Annotated in this window: 18 protein-coding genes; 1 reads left to right on the top strand and 17 read right to left on the bottom strand. The window is 38.5% G+C overall.

Annotation, left to right across the window (positions count from 1 at the left end):
- Positions 1 to 52: 52 nt before the first annotated feature.
- From PYV58_RS03980 to PYV58_RS03930, 11 genes are all read right to left on the bottom strand, one after another.
- A complete protein-coding gene (locus PYV58_RS03980; RefSeq protein ID WP_227504239.1) occupies positions 53 to 463 on the bottom strand; it encodes a hypothetical protein in 411 nt (136 codons plus the stop codon).
- A gap of 409 nt (positions 464 to 872) precedes the next feature.
- On the bottom strand, positions 873 to 1,559 hold the full coding sequence (gene rpe, locus PYV58_RS03975; RefSeq protein WP_034613857.1) for a ribulose-phosphate 3-epimerase: 687 nt from the start codon (positions 1,557 to 1,559) through the stop codon (positions 873 to 875).
- 275 nt (positions 1,560 to 1,834) lie between these two features.
- Positions 1,835 to 2,959 carry a M48 family metallopeptidase gene (locus PYV58_RS03970; protein ID WP_034613855.1) on the bottom strand — a complete coding sequence of 375 codons (1,125 nt, stop codon included), beginning with the start codon at positions 2,957 to 2,959 and terminating at the stop codon, positions 1,835 to 1,837.
- A 20-nt stretch (positions 2,960 to 2,979) separates the two neighbouring features.
- Positions 2,980 to 4,086 (bottom strand): YjgN family protein, encoded by a 1,107-nt coding sequence (locus PYV58_RS03965; protein WP_004723692.1) that lies wholly within the window; start codon positions 4,084 to 4,086, stop codon positions 2,980 to 2,982.
- A 159-nt stretch (positions 4,087 to 4,245) separates the two neighbouring features.
- Positions 4,246 to 5,082, bottom strand: coding sequence for an S-formylglutathione hydrolase (gene fghA, locus PYV58_RS03960; RefSeq protein ID WP_004817613.1), 837 nt, complete (start codon positions 5,080 to 5,082; stop codon positions 4,246 to 4,248).
- Between the two features lie 122 nt (positions 5,083 to 5,204).
- A complete protein-coding gene (locus PYV58_RS03955; protein WP_244013940.1) occupies positions 5,205 to 6,623 on the bottom strand; it encodes a C13 family peptidase in 1,419 nt (472 codons plus the stop codon).
- Positions 6,624 to 6,744: 121 nt separating this feature from the next.
- Positions 6,745 to 7,551: a class I SAM-dependent methyltransferase gene (locus tag PYV58_RS03950; protein ID WP_171077766.1), complete on the bottom strand. Its 807-nt coding sequence runs from the start codon at positions 7,549 to 7,551 to the stop codon at positions 6,745 to 6,747.
- 5 nt (positions 7,552 to 7,556) lie between these two features.
- A complete protein-coding gene (locus tag PYV58_RS03945; RefSeq protein WP_004817618.1) occupies positions 7,557 to 8,381 on the bottom strand; it encodes an undecaprenyl-diphosphate phosphatase in 825 nt (274 codons plus the stop codon).
- 32 nt (positions 8,382 to 8,413) lie between these two features.
- The gene (tsaB, locus tag PYV58_RS03940) at positions 8,414 to 9,079 is read right to left on the bottom strand and encodes a tRNA (adenosine(37)-N6)-threonylcarbamoyltransferase complex dimerization subunit type 1 TsaB (protein ID WP_004817620.1); all 666 of its coding nucleotides are present in this window, start codon (positions 9,077 to 9,079) and stop codon (positions 8,414 to 8,416) included.
- 168 nt (positions 9,080 to 9,247) lie between these two features.
- Positions 9,248 to 9,781, bottom strand: a complete 534-nt coding sequence (locus PYV58_RS03935; RefSeq protein ID WP_034613848.1) for a gamma carbonic anhydrase family protein — start codon at positions 9,779 to 9,781, stop codon at positions 9,248 to 9,250.
- Positions 9,782 to 9,840: 59 nt separating this feature from the next.
- Positions 9,841 to 10,455 carry a CoA pyrophosphatase gene (locus tag PYV58_RS03930; RefSeq protein ID WP_004817626.1) on the bottom strand — a complete coding sequence of 205 codons (615 nt, stop codon included), beginning with the start codon at positions 10,453 to 10,455 and terminating at the stop codon, positions 9,841 to 9,843.
- A 125-nt stretch (positions 10,456 to 10,580) separates the two neighbouring features.
- Here PYV58_RS03930 and PYV58_RS03925 point away from each other — a divergent pair, with 125 nt between their 5' ends.
- Positions 10,581 to 11,129 (top strand): NUDIX hydrolase, encoded by a 549-nt coding sequence (locus PYV58_RS03925; protein ID WP_034613876.1) that lies wholly within the window; start codon positions 10,581 to 10,583, stop codon positions 11,127 to 11,129.
- Between the two features lie 106 nt (positions 11,130 to 11,235).
- Here PYV58_RS03925 and PYV58_RS03920 read toward each other — a convergent pair whose 3' ends face one another.
- The 6 genes from PYV58_RS03920 to PYV58_RS03895 form a co-directional block, all read right to left on the bottom strand.
- A complete protein-coding gene (locus PYV58_RS03920) occupies positions 11,236 to 13,182 on the bottom strand; it encodes a hypothetical protein (RefSeq protein ID WP_034613845.1) in 1,947 nt (648 codons plus the stop codon).
- Positions 13,183 to 13,192: 10 nt separating this feature from the next.
- Positions 13,193 to 14,482 carry a putative pilus assembly protein FilE gene (gene filE / locus PYV58_RS03915; RefSeq protein WP_034613842.1) on the bottom strand — a complete coding sequence of 430 codons (1,290 nt, stop codon included), beginning with the start codon at positions 14,480 to 14,482 and terminating at the stop codon, positions 13,193 to 13,195.
- A complete protein-coding gene (locus PYV58_RS03910) occupies positions 14,482 to 16,146 on the bottom strand; it encodes an outer membrane protein transport protein (protein ID WP_275059708.1) in 1,665 nt (554 codons plus the stop codon). The genes filE and PYV58_RS03910 overlap by 1 nt, the downstream gene beginning before the upstream one ends.
- 13 nt (positions 16,147 to 16,159) lie before the next feature.
- The gene (locus PYV58_RS03905) at positions 16,160 to 17,386 is read right to left on the bottom strand and encodes a hypothetical protein (protein WP_004723711.1); all 1,227 of its coding nucleotides are present in this window, start codon (positions 17,384 to 17,386) and stop codon (positions 16,160 to 16,162) included.
- Positions 17,387 to 17,440: 54 nt separating this feature from the next.
- A complete protein-coding gene (locus tag PYV58_RS03900; protein WP_034613839.1) occupies positions 17,441 to 18,274 on the bottom strand; it encodes a C39 family peptidase in 834 nt (277 codons plus the stop codon).
- A gap of 209 nt (positions 18,275 to 18,483) precedes the next feature.
- Positions 18,484 to 19,389 (bottom strand): DUF6160 family protein, encoded by a 906-nt coding sequence (locus PYV58_RS03895; RefSeq protein ID WP_034613873.1) that lies wholly within the window; start codon positions 19,387 to 19,389, stop codon positions 18,484 to 18,486.
- Between the last annotated feature and the right edge of the window lie 77 nt (positions 19,390 to 19,466).

The following is a 19,466-nucleotide window of genomic DNA, read 5'->3' as shown; positions in this document are numbered from 1 at the left end:
TTAACCTAAATTTTAACAAGCAACTTTGAATAAAAAAGTGTCTAAAATCAGATTAAGCTTTTGGAGGACGTAAGATTTCTTGCCAATGCCCTGCGAGGTGCTGAGCTTGGTAATTAATTTGATAGGCTTGAGTATTGTGCAGATGATCGGGTGCAATCAATTTGGGAATATCAGGATTGAACCAAACCACTGAAGATTGGCATGAGAATGCAGCACAATCTGGGCATTTGCTCTGCTGCGTATCTGGAGATTGAACCTGTTGATTATGGCAATCTTTTAGATTTTGTAGCTGTTGCTCATGATTGAGGTGCGAGTTTTGATCATTTTGTTTTTGTTGTATATCGGCACAATGCTGTTTCATTTCTTGTACAGCACTGTTTTTCATCATCGATTGATGTTCATCTAAAAGTGATGAATTCATCATTTGCTCATGTTGCATCACATTTACAGATGCAATAGACACACTGCTCCAGCCTATGGCAAAAACCATAAGACAAACAAACCAAAGCTGTTTGTGCAGTTGTCTAAACAAAACTAAAACCTATGTTTTAATCTATGATGAAGCTAAGAGCATAGCCAATAATGACGAGTTTGGCAAATATCGTGCGGAAAGATTGCCAATATCACTGAATAATTTTGCATCAACTGCACTTTGAATAAAAAATGAATAATTAAATCGATGAATAGCGGATGATTTTTATAACAAAAGAGCCCATTTGGGCTCTTTTTAAACAGAAATTGCATGTATGATAAACGATTGATCACCCTTTGATTAATCTATACCCAGCTTATCCATATGCTTATCAACATGGTTATCCATATAGTTATCATCAAAGTTATCCACAATTCACACAATACATTTGTGGAAAAGTTTAAGCCGAAACTTGTCCCACTTTTGCTAACTCAGCACGCATTTCGTTAATCACAGCTTGATAATCAGGTTTACTAAAAATCGCCGAACCAGCAACAAACATATCAGCTCCTGCTTCAGCAATTTCACGGATATTTGCTGGGCCAACACCGCCATCAATTTCTAAACGAATGTCACGACCTGAAGCATCAATAATTTTACGCGCCTCACGTAATTTATCCAAAGTGGTAGGAATAAATTTTTGACCGCCAAAGCCAGGGTTTACACTCATTAAAAGCACTTGATCTACTTTATCTAAAACATAGTCGAGATAATGCAAAGGTGTTGCTGGATTAAACACCAAACCTGCTTTAGCACCACCATCTTTAATCAATTGCAATGAACGGTCGATATGATGCGTTGCTTCAGGATGAAAAGTAATAATATCTGCGCCTGCTTCTAAGAAATCACCAATCATACGATCAACAGGTGAAACCATAAGATGCACATCAATCGGGGCTTTGATCCCATATTTCTTTAATGCCTTACATATACCCGCACCAAAAGTTAGGTTTGGCACATAGTGGTTATCCATGACATCAAAGTGGACAACATCTGCACCAGCTGCCAATACATTTTCCACATCTTCCCCCAGACGGGCAAAATCAGCAGATAAAATTGAAGGTGCAATCAGATATGGCTTGGACATGAAACAACCTGGCAAAGATAAAAATTTTTCCCATTATAACAAACTTACCCTATTGGGTTGTTTCAAAAAGCAACAGTTTTACTTATCTTGCTCATTTATCAGGTCATAGCAATCATCTGGTTGAATCAACGACTGTCTATTACTTGATGATATGGGTTTTAACGAATAATCTGATCTTTTGAGAACAATACAAAAATAAAGGGCTTCATAAAGCCCTAGATCCAGTCACCGCCACCTTGCACAATCTATAGATAAACATCGCTTATCTATACTGTTTAAGGTTTAGCCTGTTGTTTTTTCTCAAAATCACGAACCATTTTAATGCGTTCTTCAGTTGCAGGATGTGAAGACAAGGCATCAAAAATCTCTAAAGAGCTCTCTTTTTCACTAGACTCATTTTGAGGTTGTTTTTTATTTGGGTCAGCTTTTTTATCAGCTTCAGCCGTTTTGCCTGCCTGCTTTGGTTTTTCTTCCAGTGCAGTTTCATCACTTAAGCGTTGTAAGAAATTCGCAAAATGAGACACTTCAATGCCTTTACGATCCATCAATTTCAGCGCATACATATCCGCCTCAGCTTCAAATTTGCGTGAATAATTTGCACCAATCATCGCGGCAGGTAACGAGGTCAATAGGTCTGAGCTGTCTCCCGTCATGGCAATATACAACACACTCAACCCCAAACTGGTCAAGCCTTGTTGTAAGCTATGCCGTTCCACCAAATGCCCTTGCTCATGTGCCAATACACCTAAAATCTCTTGATCACTATGCGCCATTTCAATCAGTTCATCGGTGATAATAATCGTATTGTTAGGTAAAGCCACTGCATTAGCGCCCAATCGCCCACCTTCACGGAAGACCAATTTTGCTGGTCTGCCTTCAGCGATAGTACTTAGATATTGCTTGGAAATTTGATCTTTTTGACCTTGTGCCAAATGACTAGGATTAGTCCAATTGTTCAATACATATTTTTCTGCTTCATCGCCTAATTTATTCAAACTATTTTCAGGCAGCTGAAAAGCAACATAATGTGATGCTGCTGGAACACCCCATTTCACTAAAGCAAAAACAAAAGCCACCACAAAGATGATACTGAATACAATTAAACTTGGAGAACGTTCTAATTTCCAGATCGAATGCTGAACATTTTTAGTCCCAAAATTAAACCATTCTGGTAAAGCCCCCTGAAACTCAATCCTAGCGTCATCTTTAAGCTCAATCGCAGGATTTAATTGCCCCAGTGCGCCAATTAATTCCATATCGCGATATGCATAACGGCGTTGATGTTCTAAACGTTCACCATACTGAATCAGCACCTCGGACTCAGATTGAGCGAAAAGTTGGGCATGGTGTGGTTTAGACACCACACCATCATAGAAAATGACTTCTATTGGTCGTGACATAAATTATTCAACTCATATCATTATAAAGAAACATCAATGTCGAAGATGTCACTAATTTCTTCAGCTAAAGCACTTTGCTCTTGCTGTGCAAGATTCATCATTTGATCTGGATCATCATGCAAAATTAAACTCATCGAATCAACTTGATATTTGTGAATACGAATTGCTGCCCATGCAGACATTAAACCAATGCTTAGAATTTTAACCAGCCAATTTGATGCCACAATCCATGCATAACGCCATTGATTACAATCTGTTTTAAATTGACTGCTTCCAACCGTTGTATTGTTCCATGTGGTAATAAAAATACGTGCCGCAATCAATGGATAAATAAACAACCCTGCCACAGCGTACATCGCAAAGACACCAAAGATAAAAAAGTTTGGCGTATACCCTGCAATAAAACCGATAATACCGAAATAGATAATGCCAAATGCCAGCATGATTCCAAAAGACATAAAAATTGGAATGTAAACTGCCGCCATATAAGCTGACCAATCAGCATTCAATTTAAAATCCAACTGCCCTGCATATAAATGATCGATGTAGTATTTTTTATACAACCAGATCGCAACAGGAGCAAATATCCCTAAACTAAAAATATAAATTAAGATACTGAGAAAAAAGACTTTATAGGATTCTTTTGTGGTTCCCGCAAAATAAAAGCGACTGTTGCCGAATTTACTGTTTCTTGCGGTAAAGCGCATTGTTGCCCGAATCAGCCATGGTACTGCTGCATACAGCACCACTAAACCAACCACCGTCGCAATCATGGAATATTGTGAGGAGATTGAAAAGGCGGCATAAATACCCAATGCAATCAAACGTCCAACTAAAATCTTGGTGGGGATACCAGTAAAGTCAAAACGTCTTTTAAAGAATTCAGTATTGCCATAAAAATAACGTAAACGACGTACTTTCGCCCAAGGCGCGTACAAACTTAAGGTAATGATGGTCAATAAGATATTCACAATCCATATACCAAAATATTCCATCGCATCACCGTGAAATTTAAAACGATGAATTCTAGGATATTGCTGGTCTGCGGGCTGCTGTATTTCTGGTGGTGTAGCGCCTTTTTCCAAACTCAAATGACTCGGAAATGGAGGCGGTATTTGTTCTTGCATATTCTTCTCTTTATTCAAATTATTTGATGACAATCTAAAATGATATGAAATAAAAAACCTCAAAAAGCAGTTTATATTTTTTCTGCGCTGAAAGAAATAGAGTAAAAGCAAACAACGATTTACTTTTACTCAAAATCCAATTTTTGTTAGACGATTCAATTATTTTTGTAGTTGCAAGGCATGAAATTGTAAATGGTCATCAATAAAACTTTGAATGAAATAATAACCGTGATCATAACCTTCATGAAATCTTAATGTGAGTTTTTGCCCAACTTTATGACAGGCTTGTTGGTATTTCTCAGGGTTCAATTGACTATAAAACTGATCTTTTATACCTTGATCGATAAGCACTTCGTCAAATAACTGACCTTTAGAAAGCAGTAATTGGGTCGCATCATGCTTTGCCCATTCAGACTGATCAGCGCCTAAATAATGTGAAAAGGCTTTTTCACCCCAAGGGCATTCTGTCGGTGCACAAATCGGTGCAAATGCTGATACTGATTTAAAATAATTTGGATATTTCCAAGCCAGTGTTAATGCGCCATGCCCGCCCATACTATGACCAAAGATTCCCACAGCTTCAGATTGAATCGGTAAGCTTTTTATTAGCAATGGATAAAGTTCATCTACAATATAACTTTCCATCTGAAAATGTTCAGCCCAAGGTGCTTGAGTTGCATTGAGATAGAATCCTGCACCCTGCCCCAAATCCCATGAATCGCCTTGTGCAACCTGTTCACCACGAGGTGATGTATCTGGTGCGATCAAAATTAGACCAAGCTGAGATGCTAAGCGCTGTGCATGCGCTTTGATAATAAAGGTTTCTTCCGTACAGGTCAGCCCTGCTAGATAGAATAATGCAGGACATTTCTGCCCTTTTAGTGCTTGAGGCGGAAGATATGTCGCAAACTTCGTTGCCCCTTTTAAATAATTTGACTGAATTTGATAAATTCTTTGTTCACCATCAAAACAGATATTTTTACTTAAAAGTTCCATCAGCGCATCGCTCCACATTTTGATCTTTAAATTGTTTAGGGCTACCGTCTTATAACATCAACAGATTCAACTCAATATAAATTAAAGCGCTTTTACTTTCGCATTTAAAGCGCCGTTATTTATCATGGCTTTTGTTGTGTATCCAGTTTTACATTTTGGGTTTGCGCAGTAGTAATAACGCCTTGTTGTGGAAATAAATGTTGTTCTAACTGCGGTAACATCATTTCCATATTTTTCCCAATCACCCATTGCGGTTCAGATGGATCAAAGCCTTGTGCGTTTTCCCATTTCGCAACTGTTTCAGTCGCTTCTTTAAATGCAGCTTTGAGAGAACTTTGTTCACGCATTGCCTGATCAAAGAAAGCACGGCCAAAATAAGTATAATCAGCTTCATTTGAACAACCAAATGAGGCGCGATCTGCTGCAGAAGCAGTAATAATCAAGGTATCTGGTGATTGGAGTGCTGAAACAAAGCTACCTGAATAACAGGCTGAAATTACGATCACTTTCCAACGAATACCTGATTTATCGAGGGTTTCTCTTAACCATTTTGGGTCAACATCATCCAAATTAATCGGTTCATTTTCGAGTTCAAAACGATTAGGCAAGCCATGAGAAGTCATATAAAGAAACAATACATCACTTTCGCGATTCATTTGTTGGCCAATACGGCGTAAAGCCAGATCTATACTGGTTTTAGATGCAATAGGAGTGTCTTTAATACTTTGTGGGTTATTGACCAACTCAACAGAACGTCCAAAGGTTCCAAAACGGGTATCAAATTGTTCTTTAATTCGATCAATTTCAAATTTAAACACGTCTTGATAACTTGCACCAGCAACGCCTAAAAAATACCAATGCGTTTGTGCAAACTCGCCAAACTGCACCTGTTCCAAGGCTTTATTGAGTAAATGACTTTGTGCATAAAAAGCACTTTCGCTAATACTTGGAGGAACGTCTTCTACTTTCCAAATCGGCTGTTCCTTAATCGAGACCTGCCAAGTAAACAAAGTGGCTACAGTCGCAAACATGATCAAGGCACGTTCCCACCACGGCCATTGTAATTCTCTTGAAAATACCCACACCACAGCAAGGCTTTGCCAAATAAACAAAGCAAAAAACAGCAGTGGGATCACATCATAAGTGAAATAAGGCAGCAGATCTTGATTGCCTAAATATTGCAGCAAGCATTGAAACAACATGATGTGCGTATCAAGTACCAGCCATAACAGTGCTGGAACCAACATCAAACGTGGATTATTGGTCCGTTGTGATAGGAAAATCCCCACAATCAAGGCAATAAAAGGCCACAATGCGTAGCTGACTAGACCTTGTCGATTAAAAACACCACCATCACCGGCAACTAACCAGCTAAATAGTGTATTTGCACCTGCACCCAACAGTCCCCAAAAAATCAATTGAAGAATCGATGGACGAACAATTTGTAAAGACTTTCGCGAACCTAAGAATAACCAAATCCCTGCACGTTGGTTACTTTTCAAATCATGCCAAAAGTTAATCGAGGGTTTAAGATCTATCATAAAGATTCTGTTAAGGCAGTGGCTTCAATCAGCCTATCTAGTTTAGGCTTGGCTAAAAAATTATCAATGTTTGATTTAACTATATATCAATAATTCGACTATTATTGAAACAGTTACCAAATTACTCAATAAGATTGCTGTTAAAATAGGCATCAAAACGACAAGCATCACCTTGCCATTGATGATCGGTTGCCTGATCATTTAAAAATACAGCCAGTCTAGGACGTTTTACCACAACTCGCTTGGCAATTTTCCGTGCTAAGACTAAAAGATGATCGCCTAAATCCATTTCACCATCTTCAGGTAAAAGCATGTGTAAGAGCTGCATTTGCTTTTTCACTTGTGCCTGTTTTTTAATGGCTTGCTGATTTTGATCCCGCTGCGGAAACATCGGATCTAAATAAACAACATCGACAGTTTGATGCGTGATGATCAATTGTTGTAAATATTCAGCTGAATCAGAAAAAACCAAATCAATACGCTCAACAACTTTGGCTAAAAACGGATCGTTTTCCAGCTGTTTTTTCGAATCTTCCAGTAAAGTAAATAAAATTGGATGACGTTCAATCAGGGTTACTTTCGCCCCTAAGTGTGCCATCAATAATGCGTCATGTCCTAGACCAGCAGTTGCATCAATTAAATTGGGTTTTTCTGAAATATTACATGCCCGTGCAATCATTTCAGATTTTAAAGTTGCACGTTTTAAACGAGGGATCTCAGCTTTCCAATCAGGCTGCATTTTCATGCCATTGGCGCACAGGCTTAACCCTTGTTCATCAACACACAAGGCAAGTTCAGGATTCAGTCTTAAAAACCGTGCATTGAGTTTTTCAATCGTTGCAATGTTTACCACGACACCACGTAAAGAAAGCACAGTTTGGTAGGACTGTGCTTTCTCAAAAAATGTGGATTCAGTAAATAAGCGAATTTCGCTTACCATAATTTCCAACCTGTTAATGCAAACAATAAAATCAACAAACCTGAAGCAATACGATACCAAGCAAAGACCATGAAATCACGCTTAGAAACATAAGCCACCAAAACACGGATCAAAATTAAAGCAGAAACAAAAGAAACAATTAGCCCCACAAAGAATACGGTCCAATCTTGAGTTGTTTCATAAATATGGTAATTTTTAAAAAGATCTAATAAGCCTGCACCAACAATAACAGGTATACCGAGGAAGAACGAAAATTCGGTTGCAGCCTTACGCGATACACCCAGCATCATGCCACCAATAATGGTTGCACCTGAACGTGAAGTCCCTGGAATAAGCGCCAATACCTGAATTAAACCAATATAAATTGCTTCTTTAATCGAGATATTTTCCACTTCAACCGCATTGACTTTTGGTGGATTTTTTTCAACCCACCAAATGATTAAACCACCGACGATTAAACCAATCGCCACAGAAATATCATTAAACAACAACTCTTTTACGATATCACCAAAGGTTAAGCCAACCAGCATAATTGGAATAGAAGCTGCAATAATACTGACTCCAAGATGACGCCCTTTCGGCTCACCTGAAAATAGACCGATTGCTGCGCCCCAAAGCTTGCCCCAATACTCATAAATCACCGCAGCGATTGCGCCCATTTGAATAGCAACGACAAATAAGTCACTCTTTTCTTTGGTCCAGAAATTCATGAGCTCAGATGCAAGAATTAAATGCCCTGTACTTGAGATAGGTAAGAATTCGGTAATACCTTCAACAATACCCATAATGGCTGCTTTGAGTAGCAGTAAAAGATCCATTGTGAAATCCTAAAAATTAAAGCGAAAAACGATTATGGTTTACCTTGTTCTGGAATTTTCTTCCATGCATTATCACGTAAATATACAGGTAAAGCTTGTTCTGCACTGAACCATTGCTTTTGCAGTGCATTTTGACGCGCAATTGTGGCGATATCATTGGCAGAAGCAGTAATCTGCTGAAACGCGATTGCCTCTACATTCACCAAAGCTGAACCTGAACCGATCAAGGTATATTTTTGATATTCTGCAGCGTGTTGATAGTCTAATAATTTTTCTTCGTCTACAAGTTGCATAATGTTATTTTGGTCAAGCTTAAAACTTGCCATATAAACTTCTTGCATACGTGCATCTAAAACTGCGGTGACTTCAGTCAATTGGGCTTGCTGATAAGCAGCTTGCGCCAACGCTTGCAAGGTTGAAACTGGAATCACAGGAATATCATTTGCCCAGGCTAAAGCTTGAGTCACTGCGGCATTGATACGTACACCACTAAATGAACCTGGTCCACGGCTAAATGCAATTGCAGTCAAGTCTTTACTGGAGATTTGATTTTGCTCAAAACCTTGCTCAATCATCGGCAAAATGGTTTGAGTTTGTGCTTTTGCTCGCGTATCAAGTTGAAAATAGAGTGTTTGAGTTTCATCAACAATCGAAACGGAACACTGCTCATTGGCAGTTTCCAATGCCAGCAATTTCATGCACAACCTTACTGTGTTAAAAATGCTGCCTATGATACTCCACTCATTTCAATAGCGCGAGGGCTTAGAGATAAAGCCTGCTAGATAAAATCCATTAGATCAAAATAATCCATAAAAATGCCAAGACATTGTGCTTGGCATTTAAGTGATAATTTTAAAACCACGACTTTAATCAAATTTAAATTCTTCTAAATCAATAAAATTCTTGTAATGGGCAGCATAGTGCAAGGCACTCATTTTTAATAAATTCTCCGCATTCTCATCCAAAGTTCGCACGACTTTACCCGGTGAACCCACGACCAAGGAATTATCGGGAATAACTTTACCTTCTGGAATCAAACTATTTGCACCGATGATACAATTTTTACCAATTACAGCATGATTTAAAACCACGGCGTTAATACCAATTAGACTGTTATCGCCTATCGTACAACCATGCAACATGGCTTGATGCCCAATGGTTACATAATCACCAACGGTTAATTCAATCCCAGTATCTGTATGTAAAACGGCATTTTCTTGAACATTACTAAAATTCCCAATATGAATTTTGGCATTGTCAGCACGAATGACTGCACCAAACCAGACACTGACTTGTTGCCCCAGTTCAACCTGACCAATCACTGTCGCATTATCCGCAATCCAACCATCAAAAGGTGCATGCAATGCTTTTGGCACAAAACCTTTAAATTTATACATCATGGTATTACATTCCTTTGAGATATTTTAAGAGCATTGGTTTTGATCATAGCTTTTCAGCATTATTTTTTATTGAATATCTGTGATTTAAAAGATGGCGAGTTCAATAAAAATGGCCAATTTTTTTGATAATCCAAACCATATTTAAATAACGAAATCAAAATTCTGGCGGTTAGCCCCCAAATGATTTCATTTTCAATTCTTAGACTGGGAAAATACACCGATTGATGTGCCAAACGTACTTCATAAGGAATAGGCTGTGATTCCATCATTTTTTTAATCGGGGCATAGAATATACGATCAATTTCACTCGGCTGAGCAATCAACTGAATATCTGGAGGAATTAATCCAACTACAGGTTTTACTGTCAATCCACTTTTCGCCCGTTCCATGGGTAAATCACCAATCAGCTTGACATCAAAGGGATTGAGTGCGGTTTCTTCCCATGCTTCTCGCAAAGCCACAACGATATTACTGGTATCATTTGGATCACGTTTTCCACCTGGAAAGGAAACTTCTCCAGCATGATTTGATAAGTAGGCAGAGCGTCTCGTCAGTAAAATTTTAGGATCAGCTTCTTGAGTAATTGCAATCAGTACTGCGGCATTGGCCGGATAGGTTCTTTTGCCAAAACGTAATCGATTTTGCAATACTTGGGTTAGCTCATCATCCTTCATTGATCTCACTCTATCTTTTTTGTTCTCGTTCTATCATATAGGAAATTTTATCGATAAGGCTATAAATGATGCGAAAGTAGAATTTTTCAGTTATGCTGAGTTATCTCACATTTTTAATGAAGCTTATGAGTTTTTGCAGTGCTTGTGGTCATCCAACCATAGAAAAAATTCCTTTAGGTGATCAAAAAATCCGTAAAGTTTGTACACACTGCGGCACCATTCATTATGTTAACCCTAAAGTGATTTGTGGCGCTTTGGCGATCTGGGAAAATAAAGTTTTGCTTTGTCGCCGTGCAATAGAACCACGTTATGGACTATGGACCTTACCTGCTGGTTATATGGAACTTTTTGAAACCATGGAACAAGGTGCAGCACGCGAAACACGTGAAGAATCTGAAGCTGAGGTTGAAATTGAACAACTTTACTGCATGTATAATATTCCACGTATTGGGCAAGTTTATGTTTTGTTTAAAACACAAATAAAAGATGGTGTATTTGGTGCTGGTGAAGAAACCATAGAAAGTCGTTTATTTGAAGAACATGAGATTCCTTGGAACGATTTAGCTTTCCCAAGTGTAGAACGCACATTAAGACATTATTTTGAAGACCGTAAAACCAATACCTTTCCAATGCATCTTGAAACATTAGGCACCCGATTAGATCAGACAGGATAATCACAAATAGATATTGCTTCGACCAATGGTTGAGCATTAAAAATATGAGCACAAAAAAAGCCTCAATTCAAATCACTTGAATTGAGGCTTTTTTAATTAAGATAAATTACTTGGTTTTAATGGTATAACACTGCGGTAAGCTTACAGTTAAAGTCCCTGATAAACGCTTTGCTAGCTCTTTTTGCTCAGGAGTGGTCTTATCCTTATTGGCCTCTATATTGTTATAAACTGACTGATAAAATGCATGCAAATTTACCCATGTTGCAGTAATCGTCTTATCCCCATCCCAACTGGTAATATTGACACCATTATTTGTATTTTGCTCATTGATTAATCGTTGTAGGTTTAAGCGTATACCGCCAGAGGAAACTGAAGCGTTGGCTATTTCTTCTGCAGATGTACCACTGGTTGGTCGAACAACTAATGTTTCATTTAAACCGGCTAATGCACCATCAAGACTACCAAATACAGGATTGGCCAAAATCATACGAAGTGTAATCGACTTTTCAACATTACCATTTATATAAGCTGTACCCGTAGTACCAATACGATATTGTTGTACCCCTGTTTCTTTATCAATATAAGTGTTTGGATCTACATCAGCACATGTATCTGAATTTAACGCACTATTTTTACCTAAATTGGTGCGGATATCTCCATTTTCATCAATCACAATACCGAGTGTTTGGGTATTTGGATTAACTTCTTTGTTATCAAAAGCAAATGTAATATTCGCATACAGTGGGAAATAGTATTTTTCACCAGCTTTTACTGTATTTTTAGTGAGGAAAACTTTTCGATCTAAATAATTGGCAGGATTGGTTTTATAAATATCGATTCCACCAGAAAGCTGATCAGCATTTAAAGTTTGACGCCATTTCCCATATATCGTTGGATCCGCAGGTGCCGTAGTTGCACCCGTTGTTCGCTTATACATATATTCAGTACCAGCGACATTGGTATTATTCAGCAAAGCGCCCTGAAAAATTTCAAGTTTATCCGTTGAACTTTGATCTTTTTTAAATACAAGTGGAGAGGTAATTTTACGGGTGAGTGGATTGATCCAACCTTGTTGACCATTTACATTGAGTTTTTGTGGAACAACCTGATTGAGCAATAAAAACTTTAACAGTGAGTCAGCAATTGTACTGCCTTCTACTTTTTGAGGTACACCAACCCATTGCATTGCATAACCTGAGGTATAACCTTGACGGTCAGTGACTAAATACATATTGGCGATAGATTCATTCTTGGTGCTTAATTCACTTTTACCTGTAAAGCCCTGAATATCAACATTTGCACCACTGAAAATAAGGAAGTTTGTTGAATAAATATTTACCAATGATTGTTGAACCAAGCGTTGCGCAGTCGCGACTGCAGAAGCTTCATCGACCGCTTCAATATTGACCCACGGTTTTAATTTTTCAACATAGCTACCATTGATAAAATCAGCCACCCCAATATCTGCATTGACTGTTGTTAAATTATTTTTAATATTATCTGTTAACTCAAGTGGTTGTACATCGCCAACCTGATTGGCATCCTGCTGCAACCCAATCGCTTGGAAAACGCGAACCAATCCAACCATTACTTTAAATGTCTCATCACTCATGGTCATACTGGTTGGTTCTTTACCTGTCATGGCAGTTGCAATATCAATCAAACCAATTGCAGCAGGTTGACCACGCACTTTTAAAGGGCGTACTTTTGCTAAGTCAACATCACCTAAAACAATTTTTCTTTCTGATTGAGAACCTTTTATATAAAATTTTGCTTTATCGCCAATTAAACAGCCACCAAGTGCCAAACCACCTTCTAGTTTAGTCGCATAATGATTTCTGGTATCTGTACTACAATCAAAATTTAAACCATCCACTGGATAGTCAACATAAAAACCTAAACATTTTTCTGTAGAATCTGCATCACAACCATTTGAATAGGTTGGAATACCTTTATTTGGGTCTTCATTGACTGTTGCACTTTCACCACCGCACCCTGCGAGTGCTAGGCCTAAACTTGTTAAAACCAAAGGGGCGAATAATCTTTTTTTCATATCTTCATCCTTACTGAATTACACTCAGCTTAATTTGTCCATGATTTGTTAATTGCTTATTTTCCACATCTAATGCTGAGGATAGTGGTGTTAAAAATAGATATACAGCTTGATCAGGTTTTCTTAAAACGCCTTCCATAGCCGCATATTGTAAATTATTGTCGTGGGATTCTTCATTTTTAAAACCACTTACACCTTCGAGGACACAACCTTGTCCATCTAAAAATACCACCAAAGGCCAATAATAACTTTGAAGCTTTGAAGAAGATGCATAGGATGTTAATAAAATATTTTGCACTTGAGAATCTAATTTCACGACTTCATAAGCAAAAGTCTCTTTGATTGGTGCAACTGGCCACAAGCCAACTTCTTGATTTTTTATGGATAAATCTTTTGCTTTAGTTATTTTTTTACCAGAAAAACACGCTTGTTCTAAATTATGAACAACCTCATCTTTAGGTAAACGAAAGTAGCTTGATGATAAAACAACTGGCTTTTTTTCTTTCGATTCTGAATTGCCACGAATACTATTTAAAAGGCTCTTACTTAAACCTTTTTGCCGTTCGATGGTTTCATAACGACCATGCACTGCGCCGATCTCAGGCGTCATATAAAATCTTTTTTTACCTTCTAAATTGAATTCACGATCTTCTAAATACTCATTATTGACATATTGTTCACCATCAATAACGGTGAAATGCTGATCTTCTATCGTTTGAGTACTTTTTGGGGCAACTTCTTTATTGGTCTTGACCGCAGTTTGGTCTACTGGCGTTATTTTCTCTAGTTTCTCAACCTTATTGGTTTTTTGAGTAATATCAGCGGGCTGCTGTGGCGGTTTTTCCACAACAAGCTGAGGTACTATCGTCTGTGACGCTGGTGCTAAAGGCTGATCTGGTATCTGAACAGGGCTTTGAATTTTAGCTTTATGCTCCATTAAAGCGGATTGCCGTGCAGGCTGAGCAGTAGTAACCGCTGATGGCGTATTTTTAGGCGCCCCCTCTTTTTGACTTTGTTTAACGATGGCTGGAGCTTCTATTACTGGTACATTAGGCTTGGCAGCTTGAGTCTCTTGTATTTGTTTGACTTCTTGTATTGGTTTAACGTCTTGTACTGGTTTATTTTTTTGCTTTACATCTACTTTTGGAGCTACTTCAGGTTTCTGAACAATCATCGGATGTCCATCAGGGCCAATAATTGTATAAAAATTGGCAGCATAAGAAATTGATGTGGCTAGACTAAAACTTAAAGCTAGCCACAAAGAAGTTACGACTGTTTTTTTTCCAACATTCAAACGCATTACCATCTCGTTCTGTAGTTAAGCCCTAGAATTGTAACTTTTGTATTGGTCTTTACATTTAAACCAGCATATGGGTTGAGTAACAAGTTATCCACCCCTGTTTTATTGGCCAAACTACTGCTGTTTGCTGGAATATTATCTCGGCTACGCAAGAAACCGATCGATAAGTCAATATCACTATCTTCATCAAAACGATAACCTAAACCTAAACCAAATAATTGCGCATTGTTAATCGGCACCATGGTATTCCGTTTATCATCGGGGATCGCACTAGCACGAGGTTCATAACCAGCACGAAGTTTTAGACGATCATTTGCTGAATACTCAATACCAATTCCCCAGCTCCACGGTGATTGAAAGCCGAGTGGAAAAGCCAATGAGGTATCTGTGACTTGATTGGATAATAATTTGGCAATTTTTAATGCTGAAATTTGTCGATCAAATTCAAACTGAAACTTTTCCCATGCTTTAAAGTCGGTCCAGCCCACATCAAAATTCACCTGTAAATCAGGTAAAATTTTATATTTTATACCGGTTTGAAAATGAGCAGGATATTCCAAATCCATTGAAATCAAACCTGATTCAGTTGGTGGAATATAGCCTGGAAAACCTAAAATCGCCGCAAGAATCTGACCTGTTGCTGAAGAGTTTAAGCCTTTTATAAGCTCGCGTGGTGCGTTGGCATTGTCGATAAAATATTTACCTTTCATACGCATTTTGGCGGAACTTTGATAGACCATACCAAAACCAAAGTTTTCCGTAGGCTCCCACATCAAACCTAAGTTATAACTTGGGCTTAAACTCTGCTCAAGACTGACCTGCATTTTGCCGAATTGACCAAATGGGTTCATACCCTCATCTGCATTACAAATACCAAATAATATAAGGTCAGTAATTACATTCGAGTTATTTCGGAAAGGCCCACAAACAGACTCATCAATCAATCGTAGAACACCGATCATTTCATTTGGAAATCGTAGATCAGTTTTTAATGCCATTGCGTTATATGACATCCCGATCGAAGCACCAATAGACAATTCATCGCTGACTTGGTATGCAATAGATGGAGACAAATAGGTTATACGCTCAATGGCAACTTGCTGCCCCATATAGTTACCTGGGTTACCATCCTCTGAGCCAAAACCTGCCACCATTGGTGCATATACAGCAGTTGCATAGGTCAATTTTGAACCTGGAGGATTATAAGAAATCCCTCCCGTTGGCGCTAACACTGGCCAGCCAGGTCCCAAATCCACGACTTTTTTTAGAATGGGAATATATAAACTTGCATACTCTACATCGCCACGCACTGAATCTTTATAATCTGTACAAAGCCCCGAAGGATTGTCTGGTGCATCATTACAGATCAATGGGTCATCAGAATAACCAAATACGTTATAACCAGGTGGCGCAGAAAATTCACGTTGTATATCAAAGTTTGCAACAATCGCTTGTACGTCAGTTTGTAAGCCTTTGAGTTTCGTTAATGCTGCGGGGTTAAAATGAATCGCACTAATTCCAGGTGGATCGGCAGTTACTGCATTCCCCATGGTTAGTGAGCGTATATCAACCGATAGGTTAAGTCCTAACGCTGCAAATACTTGAGTTGAACACCCTGTTAATAAAATCGCTGTAACTAATGGGCGCAAACGTATGTTTTTCATACTTTACACTCCTTTAGTTCGCTTTCTTCTTACCAAAGCCTAAAATATCCAATGGGAAAGATAGACCAAGCGAAATATCTGGTGAGTCTTCAGTTAAGCCGATCCCCAATGTACCATTGACAATCGTATCTGGATTGACACGCACCCCTAGAGCAATGGAAAACATCCCGCTAGATTGGTCAGCTGCTTTATATGAATCTGCAAGTCCCGCTGTAGGTCTATACTTAAACGAAGTATTCATATTAAATGATTGTTGGTATGACATGGTCATCGAAACATCATAGTTAAATGAATAAGCAAAACCAAAAGAGAAACCACCGGTCATACCAGGATCAAACTCTTCTAAAACGCGCTGATAGGTCTGATCACCACCTTGACCATTGGCATTGCCCCCACCACGCACTTGATTTAAGCCAGTTTCTTTAAATCCATAATTGGCAGAGACCGATGCAAACAGTACAACAGGATCGATATATTTACGGGTACTTGCGCCAACACCTACAGAATAATAGCCTTTACCCGTTGAAAGGTCTTTTTCTGGGTTTATCTCATATGGACTATCACCAGTCTTAGTAGATAAACTACCAAATAAAATAAGTGGTAAACGCCCTGCTTTCAGCGGGAACGGTTCCCAACGTGCACCAAAGTTAATATCCCCTAGGCCCGCAGCCGTGGCATCTTTTAAGCTATCTGATTTAGCAATAAATGGAATAGATGCGGTAAAGGTTAAATTATCACGTATCCCGTACTGTGCAGTAAAAGTATTACTAATGGTATGACTTGCATCTTCATCAACACGAAGTTGATAAGCTGTGCCTTCGTTAATTCCTAAATTTAATTGCGAATCACGATAGTAAGAATAATCTAAATCATAAAAAGTTGAGAACTCACCCTTTTTAATTAAAGAGTATTGACGTTCATTGGATGTAAAAACTTCTTGTAAATTGGTTTCTTGAGAAGCATCACCTTCTTTCTTCTGCAATGCTTCTGCAGCTTGTGTACCTGGTTTAGGTGCTAAAGATTTTGTTTCATCTTTATTAATTTTGACATCTTCTGTAGCCTGTGCAACATCTGCAACTGGAGCTGTTTGACTGCTGGTTGCAGAACTGGCATTGTCTGTACTCGCAGCCTGATCTGCTACGACATCCGCACTTGCCTCTGTTTCAGCTGCATATAAACTTCCAATTGCAAACTGAATACTCACTGCAAGTAAAGTCCGTTTCATCCATTGATTATTCATATTCTTCCTATTCCAAAAATTCCAATTCAGTTATGTAATTTTTTAATCCATCTTTTACTTACGTTTATAATAGAGTCGCATATAAGATGTAATTGGCTGATTGTATGTTGCAGACTTGGTATCTTGGTCAATCACCTTACGCATTGTCGAAGCCTTATCTGCTAATTTATTGGTATAATCTGTTGAATATTGCGCTTCAACTAAAGCATAACGGTTGATTGTTGCATCATCGACATGACGCATATCTGCATCTTGTAGTGCCAACAAGTTACGTTGTTGATCTTTTGGCGCATTGATCACAAATAAGGTGTTATTTTCCCAAATTTGCTTAAATCGCTCTTGATCAAAACTGATATTCCCCAAGGCTGGATCTGCCACATAAACACGACCATCTTTATAAGCTTTAAACACAACAAAATGTTTAAAACCCGCATAAGAAATTGGCACAATCACCGGTTGATTTTGATTGATTAAATCCGTGAACTCACCTCTATAGCCACCGCTTTCATATCCAATTGCAGCGACAAAACGCTTCATATCCAGCAATGAAAAACTTCGTCGCTCAATAATGCGGTTGTATTCTCCAAACCGTAATAAGCCTTCCATGGTTTGCTGTTCGGTTAAATTTGTCCCAACATAGCCATTTAACAATGTTGTTAACGCAGCAGAACCACAGCTATAGTCATATCCTTGACGTACGATGCCACGGAATTGGTTTTCTAAGGCGGGTTTAACATGCACCATTTCACGATGATTACGTGTAAATGATTTATCTCTAGAATCCGCAAGCTCAGTGTAGTAAATCGCATCCTTTGGCTTGGGTTTCACATCTAAGGCGTGGTTGGCAAAATAATACATTAATGCCGAACCTAAAGTAATTTCTATCATAATTTTAACTATCAAGTGTCGGCAGTATTTTGCCTAAAGTGCTGATTTTATTTTTAGAGTGAACACTCTACGTCCCTGTGATTATGAAGATAACGGTTTTTGAAAAAAAAAACAGTCTTTTTTTCAACTTTTGTCGCTTTTTCTCAGCTTTTTTGTAAAAAAAAGACGCATGCTTTGCATGCGTCTTTTTTAAGATTTTAATTCTAGGCTTAGTGACCAGAAATCGTCAGTTTTACACCATTCGGCGTTGCTGAACCACCGTTATAGAATTTCATACCTGTAATCGCAACATCACCAATCGAACCAGAACCTGTTCCAGAACCTGCTGTTCCACCTGGTACAAAGCCAGTACCACCGCCCAATACAACTTTAGTTAAGTAAATATCTGTACCTGTTGAACTTTTCATTGCAGTAACAGCTAAACCATCTTTCGTTACAGCCACATCAGCATTTAAAGCCAAATCAGAAGAACCGGTGTCTGTCACTTTAATGCCACCCAGTACGATATAACCACCACCTGCTGCAGAAGCATCTTTCAAGGCTAAGTTACTGATTGATAAACCACCAACCATCGAACCATTCAATTTAATCATTGCACCTTGAGGCGTATTACCCAATTGAATATTTGCTGTCGTAGCACCAGTATTGATCGTCAAACCACTTAAAATTTCAGCAGATCCAGTATCAGGTTTATATGCGCCTGCTGAACCCGTGACATTATTCACTTCAATTTTACCTAAATCAATTTTTAATGCATTAATTGCAGCAGCAACGTTTAGGAATGGCGTACCACTAGCGCCAGCTGTAGCACCACCGTCAGTATCAATGACCAAGTCAGCCAAGTTACCAGAAGCACCAGTTTTGGTTACAACTACGTTATTTAAAGTAATTGCACCCGCTTTACCCGTACCGCCAGTCGTTGGATTTACTGCTAAACCATCACCATCAAAAACATGTAGTTTTGCAATTTCAACTTTAGATGCATCAATACCAATACTGATACCATCTTGACCAGTCGTAGCACTCAGCGCTGCATCATCCATTGCTTGCATTGCCATTGCGTTTGAACTCATAGCCACTGCGGAAACTAAAGCAAGTTTAGTAAATAATTTCATAATCTGTACTCTCCCAAGAGCATTTTTTTTCATTTTTAACCACTCTCCATAGTTCCCTGTTGTTTTTAGTTGTTTTA

It is taken from the genome of Acinetobacter sp. TAC-1, assembly GCF_029025845.1.
GTDB classification, from domain to species: Bacteria; Pseudomonadota; Gammaproteobacteria; order Pseudomonadales; family Moraxellaceae; genus Acinetobacter; species Acinetobacter guillouiae.
This window is presented reverse-complemented; position numbering and strand designations above follow the sequence as displayed.

Bases quoted from the DNA above. Each gene is read 5' to 3' on its own strand.
- PYV58_RS03895 (WP_034613873.1), bottom strand. From the start codon at position 19,389: ATGAAATTATTTACTAAACTTGCTTTAGTTTCCGCAGTGGCTATGAGT.
- PYV58_RS03945 (WP_004817618.1), bottom strand. From the start codon at position 8,381: ATGGATCTTTTACTGCTACTCAAAGCAGCCATTATGGGTATTGTTGAA.
- filE (WP_034613842.1), bottom strand. From the start codon at position 14,482: ATGCGTTTGAATGTTGGAAAAAAAACAGTCGTAACTTCTTTGTGGCTA.
- PYV58_RS03930 (WP_004817626.1), bottom strand. From the start codon at position 10,455: ATGAAGGATGATGAGCTAACCCAAGTATTGCAAAATCGATTACGTTTT.
- fghA (WP_004817613.1), bottom strand. From the start codon at position 5,082: ATGGAACTTTTAAGTAAAAATATCTGTTTTGATGGTGAACAAAGAATT.
- PYV58_RS03900 (WP_034613839.1), bottom strand. From the start codon at position 18,274: ATGATAGAAATTACTTTAGGTTCGGCATTAATGTATTATTTTGCCAAC.
- PYV58_RS03910 (WP_275059708.1), bottom strand. From the start codon at position 16,146: ATGAAAAACATACGTTTGCGCCCATTAGTTACAGCGATTTTATTAACA.
- rpe (WP_034613857.1), bottom strand. From the start codon at position 1,559: ATGTCCAAGCCATATCTGATTGCACCTTCAATTTTATCTGCTGATTTT.
- tsaB (WP_004817620.1), bottom strand. From the start codon at position 9,079: ATGAAATTGCTGGCATTGGAAACTGCCAATGAGCAGTGTTCCGTTTCG.
- PYV58_RS03970 (WP_034613855.1), bottom strand. From the start codon at position 2,959: ATGTCACGACCAATAGAAGTCATTTTCTATGATGGTGTGGTGTCTAAA.
- PYV58_RS03905 (WP_004723711.1), bottom strand. From the start codon at position 17,386: ATGAATAATCAATGGATGAAACGGACTTTACTTGCAGTGAGTATTCAG.
- PYV58_RS03925 (WP_034613876.1), top strand. From the start codon at position 10,581: ATGAGTTTTTGCAGTGCTTGTGGTCATCCAACCATAGAAAAAATTCCT.
- PYV58_RS03920 (WP_034613845.1), bottom strand. From the start codon at position 13,182: ATGAAAAAAAGATTATTCGCCCCTTTGGTTTTAACAAGTTTAGGCCTA.
- PYV58_RS03935 (WP_034613848.1), bottom strand. From the start codon at position 9,781: ATGATGTATAAATTTAAAGGTTTTGTGCCAAAAGCATTGCATGCACCT.
- PYV58_RS03965 (WP_004723692.1), bottom strand. From the start codon at position 4,086: ATGCAAGAACAAATACCGCCTCCATTTCCGAGTCATTTGAGTTTGGAA.
- PYV58_RS03955 (WP_244013940.1), bottom strand. From the start codon at position 6,623: ATGATAGATCTTAAACCCTCGATTAACTTTTGGCATGATTTGAAAAGT.